Source organism: Streptomyces sp. NPDC050619, from assembly GCF_040654815.1.
Lineage (GTDB): Bacteria > Actinomycetota > Actinomycetes > Streptomycetales > Streptomycetaceae > Streptomyces.
Genome location: NZ_JBFAIR010000004.1, coordinates 19,244 through 37,602, shown reverse-complemented (window position 1 = coordinate 37,602; position 18,359 = coordinate 19,244). Strand labels below are relative to the sequence as shown.

Below are 18,359 nucleotides of genomic sequence, written 5' to 3'. Positions count from 1 at the left end.
CTGCCAACTCCACCGATAGGTACCCGGGCCAACTCCCCTTCAAAGGTAACCACCTTCTTGCACCCGGAGCACCTCGCCTGTTCCCATGGTCGTGGGGTGATGGTGCATGAGCGGACTGCGCGTCGTACCGACCTGGCGCCACGGTCAGGAACGGCTCTACGTCTGCCTCACGGACGGCAGGAACATCGCCTGGTACGACCGTGAGGCATCCCGGGTCAACCTGCTCAGCGAGGACCGCGGGGACGACGTACTCGAAGTACTCCAACCTTTCATCACCGGACCGGTGGCGATCGGGCCGCCCCCGGTGCCGACGCCCGCGGAGCTGGCCCGGCTCTCCCTCCACCCGGACGACGACCTGGCGCCCAACCGCCCCGGTGAGGCGCTCCACATCGCCCTGGACCGGGACCCGGGCCCCACGCACCGTCTCCGCCCCGACCCGCGCCGCCGGGCGCTGGCGGCGGAGCAGGCGGTGGGCGAGGCCCTGGACCGGCTGGACGGGGCCGGCTGGCACGCCCTGCACTCGATCCCGCTGCCCGGCGGCGACCGCGTGCACCACCTGGCGATCGGCCCGGGCGGCCTGTTCGCCGTCCACACGCTGTACGCCCGCAAGCAGCGGGTCACGGTCACCGACCCGATGGTCACGCTGGGCCGCCGCGAACCGCGCCCGCTGCTGCGCCGCGTCCGCGCCGACGCCGACCGCGCCTCCTACGCCCTGACGGCCGAGGTCCACCCGGTGCTGGCCCTGGTCGGCCCCACGGGAGTGTCGGTCACCGCTCCGCCGCGCGCGGTCCGGGTTCTGGCGGATACGGAGGTGGAGGGGCTGGCGCGGCTCGGCGGGGTGCTGAAGCCGGCGGATGTGGAGGCGTTGCACGCGATGGCGCGGGATCGGCGGACGTGGGGGGCCGCCGGCGGTTGAGCTGAGTCCAGTGCGGGTCGGTGGGGGTGGCCGGCCCTGGGGGCTGCCGCCCCCAGACCCCCGCTGTCGGCCCGAAGGGCCTCGTCCTCAAGCGCCGGACGGGCTGAAAGTGGTCGCTCAGGGCAGCGGGCCGGCATGGTCCGGGTCGAGCAGCGGGGCCAGTAGATCGCCGTAGTCCTGGACGCGGGGTGCGATGTCCGGTGCCCGGAATGCCAGCTGGTCGGGGGACCCGCACTCCTCGATCTCGCGCCAGGTCACCGGGGCGGACACCATCGGCTCCGCCCGGGCCCGCAGCGTGTAGGGGGTGGCCGTCGTCTTGCGGGCGGCGTTCTGGCTCCAGTCCACGAAGACCTTTCCGGGCCGCAGGCTGCGCGTCATCCGGTGGACGACCAGCCGGGGCATGGCCTTCTCCGCCTCCACGGCCAGCTCTTTCGCGTACTCGCTGGCCCGGTCGGAGGAGACCGGCCGGAGGGCCGCCAGCAGATGCAGCCCCTTCGATCCGGCGGTCTTCGCGTAGGCCTCGATGCCGTCCGCCGCGAGCCGCTCGCGCAGCCAGAGCGCGACCTCGCAGCACTCGACGATCGTCGCCGGCGTGCCCGGGTCGAGGTCGAAGACCAGCCGGTCGGCCTCGCCGGGCGCGTCGACCAGCCACTGGTGGGTGTGGAACTCGGTGACCAGGTTCGCCGCCCACATCAGGCTCGCCAGGTCCTGCACCAGCACCATCCGCGCCGGCCCCTCGGACCTGGGCACCTCGGCCGTCGTGACCCAGTCGGGCGTACCCGGCGGCACGTTCTTGGCGAAGAAGACCTGGCCGTCGGGCCCGTCGGGATAGCGCAGGAAGGACACCGGCCGGTCGCGCAGATGGGGCAGCAGGACCTCGGCGGTGGTCGCGTAGTAGTGCAGCACCTCGGCCTTGGTGAAGCCGCTCGCGGGATACAGCACCTTCTCCAGATTGCTGAGCGCGACCCTTCGCCCCTCCACCTCTGTGATCGGCGTCATACGATGAGAATCCCAGACATACACCTGGAAATGCCCGCGAAGCTCCCAAAACGATCGAAAGGGTGCTGTACGTGCGATCCATCTGGAACGGCGCCATCTCGTTCGGCCTGGTCACGATCCCGATCAAGCTGGTGAACGCCACCGAGAGCCGCTCGATCTCCTTCCGCCAGATCCACACCGAGGACGGCGGCCGCATCCGCTACCGCAAGGTCTGCGAACTGGATGACCGCGAGGTCACCCAGTCGGAGATCGGCAAGGGCTACGAGGACGCGGACGGCACGATCATCCCGATCACCGACGACGACCTGGCCCACCTTCCGCTCCCGACGGCGAAGACGATCGAGATCGTCGCCTTCGTGCCGGGGGACCGGATCGACCCGCTCCAGATGGACGCCGCGTACTACCTGGCGGCGGGCGGCGCCGCGGCCGCCAAGCCGTACACCCTGCTGCGTGAGGCCCTCAACCGCAGCCAGAAGGTCGCCATCGCGAAGTACGCGCTGCGCGGCCGGGAGCGCCTCGGCATGCTGCGTGTGGTGGGCGAGGCCATCGCCCTGCACGGACTGCTGTGGCCGGACGAGGTCCGCGCGCCCGAGGGCGTCGCCCCCGACACGGACGTCCGGGTCAACGACAAGGAGCTCGACCTGGCGGACGCCCTCATGGACACCCTCGGCGAGATCGAGCTGGAGGACCTGCACGACGAGTACCGCGAGGCCCTCGAGGAGGTCGTCGCCGCGAAGGCCGCCGGCGAGGCCCCGCCCGAGGCGCCCGAAGCGGCGAAGCCCGGCAAGGTCCTCGACCTGATGGCGGCCCTGGAGAAGAGCGTGCGGGCGGCGCAGGAGTCGCGGGGCGAGGCGGGAGCGGAGGAGGAGGCCGACGTCAGACGCCTTCCGGCCCGTAAGTCGGCGCGGGCGGCACCGAAGGAGGCGTCCGGCAAGAAGTCGACGTCCACGGCCAAGAAGACGACCGGGGCGAAGAAGACGGCCGGAGCGAAGAAGTCGACTACGGCCAAGAAGTCGACCGGGGCCAAGAAGTCGACGGCCAAGTCGGCTCAGGGTGCGAAGAAGACGACGGGGGGTGCCAAGAAGACGGCAGCCAGGACGACTACGGCGAAGAAGACGGCGGCGAAGAAGACCGCGTCCCGCAAACGGACCGCGTGACCTGCGCACCGCGTGAGCGACTGCCTCGCAGCCGCAGGTCCCGTCAGCCTCGTTCGACCTGCCGGTCTCGTCAGTCGATGACCTTCGCGCCCTCGATGACGACGGGCTGGGTCGGCACGTCGCCGTGTCCGCGGCTGCTGCCCGTGCGGACCTTCTTGATCTGGTCGACGACGTCCTGGCCCTCGTCCACCCGGCCGAAGACGGTGTAGCCCCAGCCGTTCGGGTTCTTCGCCGTGAAGTTGAGGAACTCGTTGTCCGAGACGTTGACGAAGAACTGCGCCGTCGCGGAGTGCGGGTCGCTGGTCCGCGCCATAGCCACCGTGTAGGCGGTGTTCTTCAGACCGTTGTCGGCCTCGTTCGGGACCGGGGCCATGGTGGGCTTCTGCACCATGTCCGGCGTGAAACCGCCGCCCTGGACCATGAAGCCGTCGATCACCCGGTGGAAGATCGTGCCGTCGTAGTGCCCGTTGCGGACGTATGTCAGGAAGTTCTCGACAGTCTTCGGAGCCTCGGCGTCGTTGAGCTGGAGAACGATGCGGCCGAAGTTCGTGGTCAGCTCGACCCTGGACATGGGAATCGTCCCTTTCTGATGGGGCATGACCGAAGCATCTTGTCACACCTGGTCCGCCCTGGGCCGGGCCCGCGGTCGAGGTGCGGGACGGCGCACGCCATGGCCTGGGCCGACGGAACCCGTCCCCTCCCGCAGCACCAGGGCCGTGCCCAGCGCCAGGCCGACCGCGGGCCACACGGGAAACCGGCCGTCGGGCGCGAAGCCCCGCGCGGCGAACCGGCTCAGCGCGACGACACTCGCGGCGAGGCCGAGCCACAGCGGCGCGGCGAGGCCGAACCCCAGCGGCCAGGCCCGGCGCGGACCGGCGTCCGGAGAGACCGAGACCGGGCGGGTGCGCCCGTGCACCGCCCCCAGCCTCCGCTCCAACGGGCGCAGCCCCCACACCACACCGCCCAGCACGACGCCGAGCACCACCAACCAGGGCACCCGCAGCACCCACCACGCCACGGACCCCAGGGCGGGGTCGGGCGCGAGGCCGGTCAGATAGAACGCGGCGGCCACGACCAGCACCGGCAGCATGTGCCACAGATACAAGGTCATACTGGCGCCGCCCACGGACCGCACCACCCGCCACACCCGCTCGCGGTCCAGCACCCGCCCCACCGCGGGCGCGACCAGCAGACACACCCCCACCTGCGCCACCGTCCACGCCAGCATCGCCGCCGAGGGCGGATTGGTGTTGCTGGGGTCCTGTCCGGTCACCAGGATCAGACTGACGGGAAAGGGCCCCAGGCCGACCAGCAGCGCGAAGGCCAGTCCACCGCCCGCGGCCAGCGCGGCGGACACCTCCCGCCGCCCGCCGAGCAGCCCGTCCCGCCAGCAGAACCCCAGCTGATACGCGAGGCCCCACACGAGCACGTAGTTGAGCAGTCCGACGTACGGCAGGTGCCCCGCGACCACGAGGGCATCGGCCCCCAGAGCGACGGCACCCATCACCACGGGGACGAGTGGCCCCCACCGCCGATGCGCGGCGTGCAGTGCCGGCGTCAGCGCGCTGAGGACGAGATACACCGGGAGGAACCAGAACTGCATCGCCATGGCCCACCCCACGAGCGAGAGCGTGTACGGATCCACGCCGACGCCCGCCGAAACCGCCACGGCGAGGAGCATGAGCCCGCTGTAGACACCGGCCGGCAGCAACAGCCGCACCGCTCGCTGCCCCACCCACCCCGCTGCCGTACCGCCCGCCGACCGGGCCCGCTGCCAGGAACCGCCCGCGGCGTGACCCCCGGCCAGAAAGAACAACGGCATGATCTGGAACACCAGAGTCAGCCACTGCGTCCACGGCACGACCGCGAGCAACTCCGGTGCGCCGATCTCCCCGTCGGCCCCCCGGACCAGCGCGGTGATCAGCCAGTGCCCGAACACCACCAGCACGATCGCCCAGGCCCGCAGGAAGTCGACGTACCGATCTCTGCTCATGCCCGTGATGCTGCCGCAGCGTCACGGCGTCCGTGCCGCAAAGACCATGCCGCAACCGATCCGTGCCCAGGACGACACTGTCAGTGGCCCCCCGTAGGGTCCGGCCATGAGTGTTTTAGCCGTTGAGGATTCGTGGTCCCGTATCGAAGCCTGGCTGCGCCGCCACGCGCCCGTCAGCCACGCCCTGCTGCGCCCGCCGGCGGCGCCGTCGGACATCGAGACCGCCGAGCGTGCGCTCGGGGTCGGGTTCCACCCCGACCTGGTGGCGTCGCTGCGCTGCCACGACGGTGTGGAACTGGAGGACGGGGCGCCCGTGCTGGCGTACTACGGACCGCCGTCCGGCATCGCGGACATCGTCAAGAGCGCCACGTTCCTGCGCGGTATCGGCACGGACCTCGCCCAGGACGGCCTCGACGAGGACGACGAGGACTACGACGAGCTGAGCAGTTACTGGCACCACGACTGGCTGCTCATCACCCTCGGTATCGGCTGGCAGTCCTCGGACGGGCTCTTCCTCTCCTGCCGTCCCGGCCCGAACTGGGGCCGCCTCGGCCGTTACTTCGACGAGGACGCCCCCTCCTTCACACCCTGGCCGTCCCTGCGCCATGCACTGGCCGACTACGCGGACGCGCTGGAAAGCGGCGGCCCGTTCAACGGCCGTATCCCCCTGGCGGTCGACGGGGTTCTGCTGTGGGAGGACGAGAGGACCACGATTTCCGACCCGGTCTCCCCGCTCGCGCTCGCCGCCGCGGCCGGTGAACCGGAGCAGCCATCCCTTGTCGAGCCGCCCGCCCCCGCCGAGGTACGGCCGGCGGACGGCGGGCAGGCGCGGCTCGTCTTCGTCCGCCACCGCGGGCCCGCCCGGCCACCTCTGCCGGCCCAGCCCGACCTGCTCTTCGCGGAGAACCTCACTCCGGCCGAGCTGTTACGCCGGCTCGGCGCGCTGCCCGACACCGTCCGCCCCCGGACCCGGGAGCGGGCAGAGCAGGCGGCGGACTCGCCGTGGGCGGCGTACCGTCCGCTGGTCCGCGCGGGCAGCGTCGGCGGATGGGCGTACGCGACGCAGGAGGGCGGCACCGCCCAGTTCTCCCGGCCCGAGGTGCTGCGCGCGGTGTCCGCGGACACGCGGGCCGTCGCCCTGACCAAGCGCGGGCCGGAGGTACGCCTCACGATCACCGAGGACGGCGTACCGGATCCCGAGGCGGCCCGGCATGTCATGTCGCCGCGCGAGGGCAACATACGAATGCCCGGCTCCGCGCGGCTCGCCCGGCGGCTCGGCGTCGACCCCTGGCCCGGCTCCTCGGCGGCGTACACCCGGCTTCTGGCCGAGCTGGAACAGGGCTACGGCATCGCCCACCGGCCCGACGACGACGCGGACACGGAGCTGACGAGCGCCCTGCTGCTGCCCGTACTGGACGACATCGACCCGGAGGAGCCCCGGTACGTCACACAGGTGCGGGATTTCGACCTGGCCGCCCTCGTCGAGCGGACCCCGCCCGCGCGGCTGCGTACGGCGATCGCGGCGCAGTTGGCGCGGCTGGCGGCGGAGAGCTACATCGACGTGTACGACGAGGTGGCCGACGCCCTGGCGCGGATCGGGCGTGGCGAGCGCGTCGACCTCGCGCTCGACGGCCCCTTGGACCTGCGCATCCGCACCCTCGCCGCCGAGGCATGGGCGGCCCGGCAGCCGGTGCACCCGGCGTGGCGGGGCGACGGCGGTCCGGTGACGCCGGACGACTCCAGCGCGTGGGTGCTGCGCGAGAGCGCGGCCCGTGCGCTGCGCGAGTTCGTCCTGCTGCCGGTGCCCGCCGCGGCCGAGACCATCCTGCACCAGCGGATGTCCGTCCACTGGCGCACGGAACTGGCCGCCGATCTGGAGACTTCATGACCGGTTGGCGATTCCTTCGATCAGCCGCGGAACAGGGCGCGGCCGAGCCAGTCGGAGTGGTCGCGGACGCCGGGGAGGGCGAAGAAATAGCCGCCGCCCGTGGGGGTGATGTAGTCCACCAGGGGTTCGTCGATCAGACGCACCTGATTGGCCTCGAACTGGCGGGTCACATCCTGCTGATAGCAACAGAACGCCAGCCCCATGTCGAGATCGCCGACCTGGTCGATGCCCCGGTCGTAGTTGTAGCCGCGGCGCAGGATGCGCGAGGAGTCCGAGGTGGCGGTGCGCGGGTTGGCGAGGCGGATATGGGCGTCGAGCGGGATGGCCTGGCCGTGCGGGTCCCTGGCGTAGTGGGGTGTGTCGGTTTCGCGGGCGCCGTCGAGCGGGGCGCCGGTGTCGCGGCGGCGGCCGATCATCTGCTCCTGCTCGGTGAGCGAGACCCGGTCCCAGAACTCCACCCGCATACGGATGACACGGATCACCTGGTAGCTGCCGCCGACCGCCCAGGACGGTTCGCCCGAGCCGTCCGTCACCCAGACCAGGCGGTCCATCTCGCGGGCGGAGGAGGTGTCGGGGTTGGCGATGCCGTCCTTGAAGCCGAGGAGGTTGCGCTGGGTGCCGGACGGCCGGGAGGGGTTCTGGAAGCCGTCGACGCGCCACTTGATCTGAAGGGCGCCGCGGGTGTGCCGGGCCAGGTCGCGCAGTGCGTGCAGCACGGTGTCGGAGTGGCCCGCGCAGATCTGCAGGGACAGGTCGCCGTGGCACTGGGCCGCGTCGAGGTCGTCGTTGGGGAAGGTGCGCATCGGCTTCAAGTGCCGTGGCTTGGCGGAGGCGAGGCCGTAGCGGTCGTCGAAGAGGGAGGCGCCCAGGCCCACGGTGACGGTGAGGTCGTCGGCGGGGATGTCGGGGCCGAGGATGCCGCTGTCGGACGGCGGGGCGCCGACGCCCAGGTCCTGCGGGGTGCCGCCGGTGGTCAGGAAACGGGCCCGCGTGGTGAGCGTGCGCAGCAGGTCGGCCAGTTCGGCGCGGTTGTCGGCGATGACGTCGCCGGAGACGAACGCGGCGGCGGTCTGCTGCGGGGTGGTGATCCCGGCTTGGTGGAGGCCGTGGAAGGGCACGGTGCCACCGCTTGTGGCGGTCCCCTCCGCGGCGTCGGCCCGCCCGCCGGCCAGCTCCGCCCCGGCGAATCCGGCCCCGGCCAGGGCCGCCCCGGCCGCGCCGACACCGAGGGCGGTCCTGACGAACGTACGGCGGTCGGCGGGGTGGGGGGTGTCGTGCCGCGCGTCGTGGTCCGGCTGCTGGTTCCTCATCGGTGTCCTTGGTGGTGTGTACTTCGCTGCTGCGGGTCTGCTGCGGGTCTGCTTCTTGCCTGCTCAGGCGGACTTGCGGATCTCCAACAGGTCCGGGATCGGGGCGAGTTCTTCCAGCAGTTGGCCCAGGGTGCCGTTCAGCCGCTCGCGGGCGGGGCCGGGAAGCTTGTCGACGGGCGTCCAGCTGCCGTCCTGGTGGCGGGCGGCGAGGACCAGTTGCTCGGTGCGGTTCATCCAGCTGCCGACCGCGGGGAGGAGTTCCGGGTCGCGCTCCTCGATCAGCGGGCGCAGCAGGCCGAGGAGGACCCGGGTTCCCTTGATGTCGGCCTCGGCGGTCGCCAGGGTGGTGCCGCTGCCGTAGTCGGAGGCGCCGGTCAGCTGGAACTGAAGGGTGCCCTCCAGGATCTCGTGGGTGCGCAGCGGCAGGTCGCCCGGGTCGAAGTCCTGGTGCGGGAAGTCCTTCTGGAGCGCGGCGACATCGGTGGTGAGGCGGCGGGCGGACGGGGTGAGGGAGGCGGCCGGCTCTCCGTGCCACAGCCCGTACTCGACGCGGTGGAATCCGGTGAAGCCCGGGTCCTTCACCCCGTCGGGCAGCCCGGCCGTCGTCCCGTCGATCTTCGCGTCGAAGGGGCCGAACGTGCCGTAGGCGGCGCCGAGCGCGGCGTACGCCTCGTGTGCGGGCAGCCAGTCCTGGCGGGCCTTGCCGAGCCGGCCGGCCTCGATATCGCCTTGCAGGGTCCGGGCCCTGGTCAGCAGGCCGGCCAGCCCCCTCTGGACGTACGCCCGGTAGGAGGCCAGCGGCGCGGCGAGGTCCTTCTGGGACACCGGCAGCACGGCCCGCTCCGTACCGCCGCCAAAGACCCGCACCGCGGCGGAGGTGACGGGCCGGCCGCCGGTCGGCACACAGCGCCAGGCGTAACTCCCGTTGCCGATGGTCGCGATCAGTGCCCGCGTGGTGCCGGGTGCGACGCCCTCGGCCTCGCCGTAGACCGCCGCCGTGGCCGGATTGATCAGATACGCCTCGACGGTGCTCTTGCCCGTGTTGCGCACCTGGAAGGAGCGGCGCCCGGGTTCGGGGGCGGTGAATCCCTTGCCGCAGTCGGCCGGGGAGACGGTGATGGTGGCGGCGGAGGCGGGCTTGGCGTCGCCGACCGCCACGAGTACGCCCGCGAGGAGAGCGGGGGCGGCCAGTGCGGCCACCGGTATGACCCAGCGGGGGAGGGGGTGCGGGGCGCTCTTGACGGGGTGGGCGGACGCCTCCGCCGCAAGCCCTCCCGCACCGACGGCGGCCCCCTCCGCACGGGCTGCGCCGCTTACATCGCCCGCGTGCCGCACACCGCTTACGTCGCCGACACCGCGCACGCCCCGCACGCCCCGCAAGAACAGGCTCATCACCACGGCCAGATAAGCGCCGTAAGCCACCACCTGAAGCCACGTCATCTGCGGCGTCAGATTGAGCGTGCCGCTGACCAGGGTGGCGTACCAGGAACCGGGGTCCATGTGGGCCGACAGGTCGAAGGCGTACGCCGTCGTGCCCGGTAGGACGCCGCCCTCTTGCAGGTCCCGCAGCCCGTAGCCGAGCACCCCCGCCGCGATCACGATGAGCGCGGCGCCGGTGACGGTGAAGAACCGGGTCAGATTGAGGTGCAGCACCCGCCGGTACAGGCCCCAGCACACCGCGGTGGCCAGCAGCAGGCCCGCCCCCGCGCCGGTCAGCGGACCGGCGGACTCGCCGGCCGCCTGGCCCGTGGTCCACAGGAACAGCGCGGTCTCCAGGCCCTCGCGCCCGACGGCGAGGAACGAGGTGGCGATCAGTACGCCCGCGCCCGTGCCCAGGGCCGCGGTGACCTTCTCCTTGATCTCGCCGGAGAAACTCCGCGCCGACCGGCGCATCCAGAACACCATCGCGGTGACGAAGGCGACCGCGACCACGCTGAGCGCGCCGCCGAACGCCTCCTGCGCCTGCCCGGACAGTCCGGCCGAGGTGAACGTCAGGACCGCCCCGAACCCCATCGACACACCCACCGCGGCGAGCACCCCGGTCCACACGTGTGGCAGCCGGGAGCGGTGACCGGACCGCACCAGAGTGGCCACCAGCACCGACACGATCAGGCCGGCTTCCAGACCCTCACGCAGGCCGATCAGGAAGCTCGGGAGCGCGTTGTCCCACACCAGGGAACTCCTCTCGGACACACCACGGCACGGTCGTATCCGGCCAGAGCTGGCTTAGTGTAGGCAAACCTAAGCAAGCCCTAGGTAAGAGCTGGGTGTGAGGCTCAGGACTCCGTGGCCGGGCGTGCGGCACGCGTCTGTGGCCGTGTCCTGGCCAGTCCCGTTTCCACAGCGGCGAGCAGGGAGCGGGCCGCGTCGAGATGGCGGGCGTCGTGACCGGCGGCGGCGGCGACGGCAGTGGCCCATTCCCGGCGGACCAGGGCGTAGTTGGCGCGTCCGCGTTCGGTGGTGTGGACGGTCACTCCGCGACCGTCGCCCGGGTCGGCGCGTCGTTCGACGAGGCCCTTCTTCTCCAGTCCGCGCAGCACGGTGGAGAGGTTGGTGCGCTGGAGTCCGGTCGAGGCGGCGATACGGCTGGGCGGGGCGGCGGGCTGTTGCTGGAGGTAGCGCATGACCATGCCCTCGGACGGTGAGAGGGGGACGGCCCGCTCGTCCGTGTAGCCGCGGAACTGGATCTCCCGGCTGACGATCAACACGAGGTCGGCGAGCTCGGCCCACCGCGGGTCGTCGTCCGCCGCGGCCGTCGGGCCCGTCTGGGATGCCTGGGGTGCCTGGTCCTCCGTCACGGCTCCAGCGTACGGGGTTGCCGGGAAGTGGTTATGACGCCATACGCACTCTGTGTGCCGGTGCGGGACCCCTTGACAGGCCACCGCCTCCGGCTTCAGTGTTGCCGACCAACATGCAGAACGCAATATATTGCGTATGGCAGGAGGTCTCATGAACACCGCTCGTCCCCGCCCCCTGAGGATGCCGATCGGGATCCAGTCGATCATCGCCGTCGGTCTCGGCGCCCTCATCGGATCCCTCGCCCCCTCCGCGGGCGAGCAGCTGAAGATCCTCGGAGACGTGTTCCTCAACCTGGTGCAGGTCGTGGTCCTGCCCCTGGTCTTCCCGTTGATCGTGCTGGGCATCGCCCGCATGGAGTCGGTCAAGAAGGTCGGCCGCATCGCCGGCAAGGCGATCCTCTACTTCGAGATCGTCACCACCCTCATCCTGCTGATCGCGGTGGGCCTGGCGAAGTTCACGGGCATCGGCAAGGGCGCCCCGGTCGACGGGTCCGACGCCAAGGACCTGGACGGCCTGAGCCAGGGCATCGACTTCCACGAACTGGTCCTGCACGCCTTCCCGAAGAACATCTTCGCCGTGTTCGGCGAGGGCAACCTGCTCGGCGCGATCGTCTTCGCCCTCCTCGTGGGCGTCGCGATGGCCGCGATCGGGGAGAAGTCCCAACCCTTCGCCGCCGTGCTGGAGTCCGTCGCCTCGGTGATGTTCAAGGTCGTCGGCTACGTCATCCGGATCGCCCCGCTGGGCGTGCTCGGTTTCATCTCCTACGACGTCGCCCACTACGGCTTCGGCAATCTGCGCAGCCTGATGGGCTTCATCGCCGTCGTCTACGCGGGACTGGCCCTCGTCATCGGCGTGCTCTTCCCGCTCATCGCCGCCATCTACCGCGTCCGCTACGTCCAACTACTGAAGTCCATCGCCGGTCTGGCCGGGATCGCCTTCGTCACCCGCAGCTCCGAATCGGTGCTGGCCCCGCTGATGGGCAAGCTCGAGGCGTTCGGCCTCAGCCGGTCGACGACCTCCTTCGTCGTCCCGCTCGGCTACTCCTTCAACACCGACGGCTCCGTCCTCTACCAGGCTGCCGCCCTGGTCTTCCTCGCCAACGCCTACGGCGCCGACACCTCCTTGCCCGCCCTGCTGCTCATGGTCGGCGTGCTGGTGATCCTCTCCAAGGGCATGGCCGGTGTCGCCTCGGCCTCCATCGTCGTCCTCCTGGCCGCCGGCAACTCCATCGGCCTGCCCGCCGAAGGCGTCGCACTCCTCCTCGGCGTGGACTTCATCGTCGACATGGCCCGCACCGGCGTGAACGTCATCGGCAACTCCCTCGCCGCCGCCGTCGTCGACAGCTCCGAGAACCGGCGCGAAGCCAGACGCGGCACCCGCGAGACCGCGCACACCCCGGACCAACCCGAGGCCGAGACCCTGGAGAAGGAACCCGCACGGTGAGCGCCTCCACCAGTACGGAGATCATCGGCATCCTGGGCGGCATGGGCCCGGCGGCCACGGCCGACTTCTACGCCAAGCTGGTCTCCATGACGCCCGGGTCCAGCGACCAGGACCACCTCCGTACGGTCATCTGGTCCGACCCGACCATCCCCGACCGCACCGAGGCCCTGCTGGGTGACGGCCCCGACCCCACTCCCTGGCTGCTCGACGGCAGCCGCGTCCTGCGCGAGGCCGGCGCCACCGTCATCGCCATCCCGTGCAACACCGCGCACGCCTTCGTCCCGCGCATCGCCGGCCATGTCGGCCTGCCCATCGTCCATATGATCGGCGAAGCGGCCCGGCACCTCTCCGCGCTGAGCCCGCGCATCCACACCGCCGGACTGCTCGCGACCACGGGCACCGTCCGTGCGGGCCTGTACCAGGAGTGGCTGGACCGTTTCGGGATCCGCCTCGTGCTGCCCGACGACATCGGCCAGGAACGCGAGGTCATGACCGCCATCCGCGCGGTGAAAGCAGGCTCACGCGACGACGTGACGACCGCGTCGCTGGCCCGCGCCGCACAGCGCCTGACCGAGCGGGGCGCGCAAGCGGTGATCGCCGGCTGCACCGAGATCCCCCTCGGGCTTCCGGCGGACGCCGTGGACGTCCCCCTCATCGACCCGGCGCTCGTCCTGGCGCAGGCCCTGGTCCGCCGGGCCATGGCCCAAGGCGAGACCGTACGGGCCCCGGTAGCGGCGATGTACTGTACGCAATATGTCACTCGACCACCCCGTCTCTCGCCGCCTCCTCAGTGACGAGGTGTTCCACCGCCTGCGCGACTCCATCGTGCGCGGTGAACTCCTTCCCGGCGAGAAGGTCAGGGACGGTGAGCTCGCCGAGCGCCTCGGCCTCAGCCGCACTCCGGTGCGCGAGGCGCTCGCCCGGCTCGCCGACATCGGCCTGGTCGAGGCCAAGCCCGGTGTCTACACCCGTATCACCACCCTCAACCGCCGCGATGTCGAGAAGACCCTCGCTGTCCTGCGCTCCCTCGATCAACTGGCCATCGAGACAGCCGTGCCGGTCATGACCGAACCGGACCTGGAGCGCATGCGCGAGGCCAACCGCGACTTCGAACGGGCCGTCGCCGCCAACGACACCACCGCCGCACTCGCCGCAGACGACCGCTTCCACGCCGTCCCCATCGCGGCCGCGGACAACCCCGTGCTCAGCCGGATCGTCGAGCAGCTCCACCCGCAGATCCACCGCATCCTCTACCGCAAGTTCTCCACACTGCTCGGCGGCCGCAACACCATCGAGCACCACGACGAACTCATCACCGTCTGCGCCGGCGGCGACGCCCGCGCCGCCGCCGAACTCTCCGGACACCACTGGTCCGAACTCGGCGGCCACATCAACCAGCTCTTCGACACCAACCAGTTCGCCGAAACGGCCACCGGTTGAGGCGCGCGATTTCCGGCCTGGTGCACGGCCGCGGTGAGCCGGATCACAGGGTCGGCAGCGGGAGTTGACGGAGCGCTGGTCGTGGCTTCATCGCGCTTGTCTCAGGGAATTCTCATCCCCGGCCCATGGTGAATCCAGGAACAGGCCACAGTATGGTCAAGCAACCAATGGGAGGGGCAAGTTCCGGGCGGCGGGGGGGCAGGGAGGCACGGCGATGGTGTTGAACGGTACGAGTGCGCGCCGCGTGGCTCGCGGCTTGCGGCGGCGAATACGCAGGGTGAGTGAGCCTCCCGTGCCGGCCTCGGCCCACCGGCTCGTACCGGACCCGGTGTTCGTGATCTCCTCCGTGCGCTCCGGCTCCACGCTGCTGCGGGTCCTGCTCAACAGCCACCCGCGGATCCGGGCCCCGCACGAGATGCACCTGCGCACCCTGGCCGTCGACCTCACCAAGCCGTACACCAAGAAGGCCATGGACCAACTCGGCCTCAGCCAGCCGGAGTTGGAGTACCTGCTGTGGGATCGCATCCTGCACCGGGAACTCGTACGCAGCGGCAAGCAGATCATCGTGGACAAGACGCCCGGCAACGCGGGGATCTGGGAGCGGCTGCACGAGGGCTGGCCCCAGGCCCGGCACATCTTCCTGCTGCGCCACCCGGTGTCGATGGTGAACTCGCTGATAGACGGCCGCCCGGACCGCGAGCGGGCGGCGACCGTGCGCGAGGTGCTCATGTACGTCGAAGCGGTCGAGGCGGCCCGTAACGCGCTGCCGGGTCTCACCGTCCGCTACGAGGATCTGACGCACAGACCCGAGGAGATCACGCAGGAGATCTGTACGTACCTCGGTGTGCCGTGGACGCGGAAGATGCTCGACTACCGCAAGGGCGATCACGGGCCGTTCGTGCCGTTCATCGGTGACTGGAGCGACAACATCAAGTCCGGGAAGATCCAGCAGGCGCGGCCTCTGCCGGGTGCGCGTGACGTGCCGCCGGAACTGAGCGACATCACCCGCGCCTGGGGGTACCCGTGTTGAGCCGCTGAGGTGGAGGTGCGCCCGCGCAGCCGTCTTTACCGGATCGTACGAGCTCGGGCGGCATCAACAGGGCGTCAAGGAGCCATACTTCCCCATACGGGGATCGTTCGGTGGTGGCTCGACGTGGGAGAGGCAGCGTTTCGGTGAGCAGTGTCGGCAAGGGACCGGAGAAGTTCGACGTAAGGCTCCGGTGGGACCCGAACGCCTGGGACCAGCCGCCTCACCATCTCGACATCATCGCCACGACCTACTCGGTGGACGACCCGTACGGTCGGCCGGTGTACGTGGTCCACTTCGACAGCCGCTCGCCGGACGGCACGATCAACATGAGCCGGAACAGCCAGACCGGCCAGGGCTTCGGCTACGTCGAGGAGATGACACTGGAACTCGCCCGGCTGGCGCCCTCTTTCGCGCGCGTGGTCGTAGGGGTGGCCATCCATCAGAACACCGGTCCCAAGACCTTCGGCGATGTGTCGAACACGGGGGTGCTCGTCGTCGAGGGGTACAAGGAGCTGCTGAGCGACGATTTCTCGCAGGTCGCCGGATCCACCGCCGCGACGGTCGTCGAATTCATCAGGGATTCCTCCGGGGGGTGGGAGTTCCGCGAGGCGATCAGGGGTTTCGACAGCGATCCCGTGGCCTTCACCGCGGAAATGGGGAACGCGCGCCGGCCCTGACCGCGCGTGACCTGGTGGCAAGGGGCTACCACGGCGCGGGCGTTCCGTCCCAGGAGAAGAACTGGCCGGTGGGGCCGTCGTCCGGCAGCAGGGCGAGGCGTACGGCGCCCGCCGCGGCCTCGGCCGGATCTCCGTCGCTCGCGGCGGCGCGTGAGTTGAGGTCGGTCGCCCGCAGGCCGGGGGCCAGGGTGTTCACCTTGAAGCCCTCGGCGGCGAGCGCCTGGGCGTAGTAGAGCGTCAGGGCGTTGAGGGCCGTCTTGGACGAGCGGTAGGCGGCGCCCGAGCCGCCCGAGGCGGCGAACGGGTGCTCAGGGTCGGCGTTCCAGGACAGGGATCCGGTTCCGCTGGAGACGTTCACGATGCGCGGCACGGCGGAGCGGCGCAGCGCCGGCAGGAACGCGTTGGTGACCGCGAGGACCCCGAAGAGGTTCGTCTCGTACGTACGGCGGAAACTGTCGACGTCGGCCTCGGGCGCCGACCTGCCGTCGACCATGATGCCGGCGTTGTTGATCAGGATGTCCAGGCTCTCGACCTGCCGCGCGGCCTCGGTGACGCTCTCGTCGTCGGTGACGTCGAGGACCAGCAGCCGGGCGCCGCCGCCGATCTCCGCGACGGCCCGAGCTCCCCGCGCGGCGTCGCGCGAGCCGACGTGGGCACCGGTGACCAGCGCTGTGGAATCGTTCATGGGGTCGATGATTCCGTCACGGCAGCGGGCGAACCAGGGACAACCGATCCCTGGCAGCCGAAGGGAGACAGCATGGCCAAGCAGGAACTGGCCCGTTTTCTGCGCGACCGGCGGGAGAAGCTGCACCCGGCCGACATCGGCCTGCCCACCGACCAGCACCGCCGAACCCTCGGCCTGCGCCGGGAAGAGGTCGCCGAGCCGACCCCCATGTCCGTCGACTACTACGCCCGCCTCGAACAGGCCCGCGGCCCCCGCCCGTCACCGCGCATCCCGGACGCCCTGACCAGCGTGTTCCGGCTCACCCCGGCCGAGCGGACCCACCTCTTCCGGCTGGCCGGCACCGACCTGACCCCGCCCGCCGGCCCGGCGCGCCGGGTCCGTGCGCAGGTGGCGGCCCTGCTGCGCCGCATCCCCGACACGGCGGCCATCGTCACGGACGTCACCGACGACGTCATCGCCTTCAACCCGCTCGCCGGCGCACTGCTCGGGGTCGAGCCCGGTGCGGAGCCGAACCTGGCCCGCCGGCGGTTCCTGGGCCGTCCCTACGAGAGTTCGAGCGCCGCGGAGTTCGCCGACATCGTAGAGCGAGGAGTTCGTCCAGATCTGGGACACCAATCCGGTGCATGCCCCCGGTCACCGCAGCAAGACCATCTCTCACCCGAAGGTGGGACCGCTGACCCTCATCACCGCGGACGCGGGCACGCCCTCCGCGCGGGCCCTGCGCCACCTGCTCCCGGCCGGCTGAGGGCCACGGTCGTCACAGCCGGATGACCACCAGGGCGGTGTCGTCGGTGTTGCCGGTGGGGGGCAGGAGGTCGGCCAGGAGGGCGTCGGCCAGATCCTCGGGGGCGGACCGCTGGTGGAGGGTGAGGGAGTCGGCGAGGCGGGCCAGGCCGGTGTCGATGTCCTCGGTGCGGCGTTCGATCAGGCCGTCCGTGTACAGGACGAGGGTGGCGCCCTTGCCGAAGGATGTGCGGGCCTGGGGGCGGCGGACGTGTTCGGGCCGGGCGCCGAGCGGCGGGTCGGTGGCCTGGTCGAGGAAGGTCACGGTGCCGTCGGGGTGGAGCAGGGCGGGTGGCGGGTGGCCGGCGCAGCTGTAGGTGATGGAGTGGTCGGCCCAGTCGATGAAGGTCGTCACGACGGTGGTCGACTCGGCGCCGTCGACGGAGCGGGCGTACCGGCCGAGAACCTCCAGGGCCTGGGCCGGGCCGTCGGCGACGCGGCAGGCCGCGCTCAGGGCGCTGCGCAGCTGCCCCATGGCGCAGGCGGCCGCCAGGCCGTGGCCGACGACGTCGCCGACGGCGACCGCGAGGCTCTTGCCGGGCAGGTCGGCCAGGTCGTACCAGTCGCCGCACACGTGCAGGGCGCCGACGGCGGGCCGGTAGCGCACGGCTGCCTGGTGGTGCCCGAGGGGTCTGGGGGCCGGCAGCATCGCCGCCTGAAGGGTCAGGGCGACCTCGCGTTCCCGGTCGTGCGCCGCCCGCAGCCGTTCGTTGACCTCCTGTAGTTCGCGGGCGCGGGTGTAGAGCTCCGCCTCCAGCACGCGGGCCTGTCTGTCGCCGCCGGGGCCGCCGCGGGCCCTGATGAGTTCGGTGACCTCCTCCACCCGGTGCACGACCAGCGCCACCTTCCCGTCGGGGCCGAGGACGGGTGCGTTGACCGGGCTCCAATAGTGTTCCTGCCAGTGGCCGGGCCGCTGGGGATCCTCGATGTCGTAGCGGAGCAGCGCCATGGTGTCGCGCTCGCCGGAGGCCACCACCCGCAGCATCGACTCCCGGGTCTCCCGCATGCCGGCCGCGGCCGGATCGTTCGGGTTCTCGGGGAAGACGTCGAAGATGTAGCGGCCGAGCAGCTGCTCGCGGGTGCGCCCCGCAAGCCGCAGGAAGTCCTCGTTGGCGTCGACGTACACCAGGTCGGGGGTGAGCAGCGCCACCATGCCGGGCAGGGCCCGGAAGACCGCGGCATAGTCGATCAGCGGTTTCCTCATGTGCTGCCTGCCTCGGTGCCGAGTGTCACTGTGCC

The 18,359-nt window shown here is 71.2% G+C and carries 17 protein-coding genes and 1 pseudogene; 10 read left to right on the top strand and 8 right to left on the bottom strand.

Annotated features, from left to right (window positions below; genetic code table 11):
- The first annotated feature begins 106 nt into the window (after positions 1-106).
- Positions 107-916 carry a nuclease-related domain-containing protein gene (locus AB0I77_RS08515; RefSeq protein WP_363281640.1) on the top strand — a complete coding sequence of 270 codons (810 nt, stop codon included), beginning with the start codon at positions 107-109 and terminating at the stop codon, positions 914-916.
- A gap of 117 nt (positions 917-1,033) precedes the next feature.
- On the opposite strand, the gene ligD is transcribed toward AB0I77_RS08515, so the two are convergent.
- Positions 1,034-1,915, bottom strand: a complete 882-nt coding sequence (gene ligD / locus AB0I77_RS08510) for a non-homologous end-joining DNA ligase (protein WP_363281639.1) — start codon at positions 1,913-1,915, stop codon at positions 1,034-1,036.
- A gap of 71 nt (positions 1,916-1,986) precedes the next feature.
- Here ligD and AB0I77_RS08505 point away from each other — a divergent pair, with 71 nt between their 5' ends.
- Positions 1,987-3,072, top strand: a complete 1,086-nt coding sequence (locus AB0I77_RS08505) for a Ku protein (protein WP_363281638.1) — start codon at positions 1,987-1,989, stop codon at positions 3,070-3,072.
- Positions 3,073-3,142: 70 nt separating this feature from the next.
- Here the strand turns inward: AB0I77_RS08505 and AB0I77_RS08500 are convergent, their stop codons facing one another.
- A complete protein-coding gene (locus AB0I77_RS08500) occupies positions 3,143-3,649 on the bottom strand; it encodes a peptidylprolyl isomerase (RefSeq protein ID WP_363282059.1) in 507 nt (168 codons plus the stop codon).
- Between the two features lie 36 nt (positions 3,650-3,685).
- A complete protein-coding gene (locus tag AB0I77_RS08495) occupies positions 3,686-5,065 on the bottom strand; it encodes an acyltransferase (RefSeq protein WP_363281637.1) in 1,380 nt (459 codons plus the stop codon).
- 106 nt (positions 5,066-5,171) lie between these two features.
- Between AB0I77_RS08495 and AB0I77_RS08490 the strand changes: the two genes are divergently transcribed.
- Positions 5,172-6,953 carry a hypothetical protein gene (locus AB0I77_RS08490; RefSeq protein ID WP_363281636.1) on the top strand — a complete coding sequence of 594 codons (1,782 nt, stop codon included), beginning with the start codon at positions 5,172-5,174 and terminating at the stop codon, positions 6,951-6,953.
- Between the two features lie 20 nt (positions 6,954-6,973).
- Here the strand turns inward: AB0I77_RS08490 and efeB are convergent, their stop codons facing one another.
- The 3 genes from efeB to AB0I77_RS08475 all read right to left on the bottom strand — a co-directional run bounded on the left by efeB (position 6,974) and on the right by AB0I77_RS08475 (position 11,061).
- Positions 6,974-8,263 (bottom strand): iron uptake transporter deferrochelatase/peroxidase subunit, encoded by a 1,290-nt coding sequence (gene efeB, locus AB0I77_RS08485; RefSeq protein WP_363281635.1) that lies wholly within the window; start codon positions 8,261-8,263, stop codon positions 6,974-6,976.
- Positions 8,264-8,326: 63 nt separating this feature from the next.
- Entirely contained in the window at positions 8,327-10,435 is a 2,109-nt protein-coding gene (gene efeU, locus AB0I77_RS08480) for an iron uptake transporter permease EfeU (protein WP_363282058.1), read from the bottom strand.
- A gap of 104 nt (positions 10,436-10,539) precedes the next feature.
- The gene (locus AB0I77_RS08475) at positions 10,540-11,061 is read right to left on the bottom strand and encodes a MarR family transcriptional regulator (RefSeq protein ID WP_363281634.1); all 522 of its coding nucleotides are present in this window, start codon (positions 11,059-11,061) and stop codon (positions 10,540-10,542) included.
- A gap of 151 nt (positions 11,062-11,212) precedes the next feature.
- Between AB0I77_RS08475 and AB0I77_RS08470 the strand changes: the two genes are divergently transcribed.
- From AB0I77_RS08470 to AB0I77_RS08450, 5 genes are all read left to right on the top strand, one after another.
- The gene (locus tag AB0I77_RS08470) at positions 11,213-12,505 is read left to right on the top strand and encodes a dicarboxylate/amino acid:cation symporter (protein WP_363281633.1); all 1,293 of its coding nucleotides are present in this window, start codon (positions 11,213-11,215) and stop codon (positions 12,503-12,505) included.
- Positions 12,502-13,299, top strand: a complete 798-nt coding sequence (locus AB0I77_RS08465) for an amino acid racemase (RefSeq protein ID WP_363281632.1) — start codon at positions 12,502-12,504, stop codon at positions 13,297-13,299. Before AB0I77_RS08470 ends, AB0I77_RS08465 begins: the two co-directional genes overlap by 4 nt.
- On the top strand, positions 13,259-13,945 hold the full coding sequence (locus AB0I77_RS08460) for a GntR family transcriptional regulator (RefSeq protein WP_363281631.1): 687 nt from the start codon (positions 13,259-13,261) through the stop codon (positions 13,943-13,945). The genes AB0I77_RS08465 and AB0I77_RS08460 overlap by 41 nt, the downstream gene beginning before the upstream one ends.
- A 277-nt stretch (positions 13,946-14,222) precedes the next feature.
- Positions 14,223-14,975 (top strand): sulfotransferase, encoded by a 753-nt coding sequence (locus AB0I77_RS08455; protein WP_363281630.1) that lies wholly within the window; start codon positions 14,223-14,225, stop codon positions 14,973-14,975.
- Positions 14,976-15,118: 143 nt separating this feature from the next.
- Positions 15,119-15,652 (top strand): TerD family protein, encoded by a 534-nt coding sequence (locus AB0I77_RS08450; protein ID WP_363281629.1) that lies wholly within the window; start codon positions 15,119-15,121, stop codon positions 15,650-15,652.
- A gap of 25 nt (positions 15,653-15,677) precedes the next feature.
- On the opposite strand, the gene AB0I77_RS08445 is transcribed toward AB0I77_RS08450, so the two are convergent.
- Complete coding sequence (locus AB0I77_RS08445) at positions 15,678-16,337, bottom strand: SDR family NAD(P)-dependent oxidoreductase (protein ID WP_363281628.1); 660 nt, start codon at positions 16,335-16,337, stop codon at positions 15,678-15,680.
- A gap of 72 nt (positions 16,338-16,409) precedes the next feature.
- Between AB0I77_RS08445 and AB0I77_RS08440 the strand changes: the two are divergent.
- A pseudogene (locus AB0I77_RS08440) lies at positions 16,410-16,970 on the top strand (helix-turn-helix domain-containing protein); the annotation flags it as partial.
- On the top strand, positions 16,957-17,082 hold the full coding sequence (locus AB0I77_RS08435; RefSeq protein ID WP_363282057.1) for a hypothetical protein: 126 nt from the start codon (positions 16,957-16,959) through the stop codon (positions 17,080-17,082). The pseudogene AB0I77_RS08440 and the gene AB0I77_RS08435, both read left to right, overlap by 14 nt.
- A 12-nt stretch (positions 17,083-17,094) precedes the next feature.
- Here the strand turns inward: AB0I77_RS08435 and AB0I77_RS08430 are convergent, their stop codons facing one another.
- Complete coding sequence (locus AB0I77_RS08430; protein WP_363281627.1) at positions 17,095-18,324, bottom strand: SpoIIE family protein phosphatase; 1,230 nt, start codon at positions 18,322-18,324, stop codon at positions 17,095-17,097.
- Between the last annotated feature and the right edge of the window lie 35 nt (positions 18,325-18,359).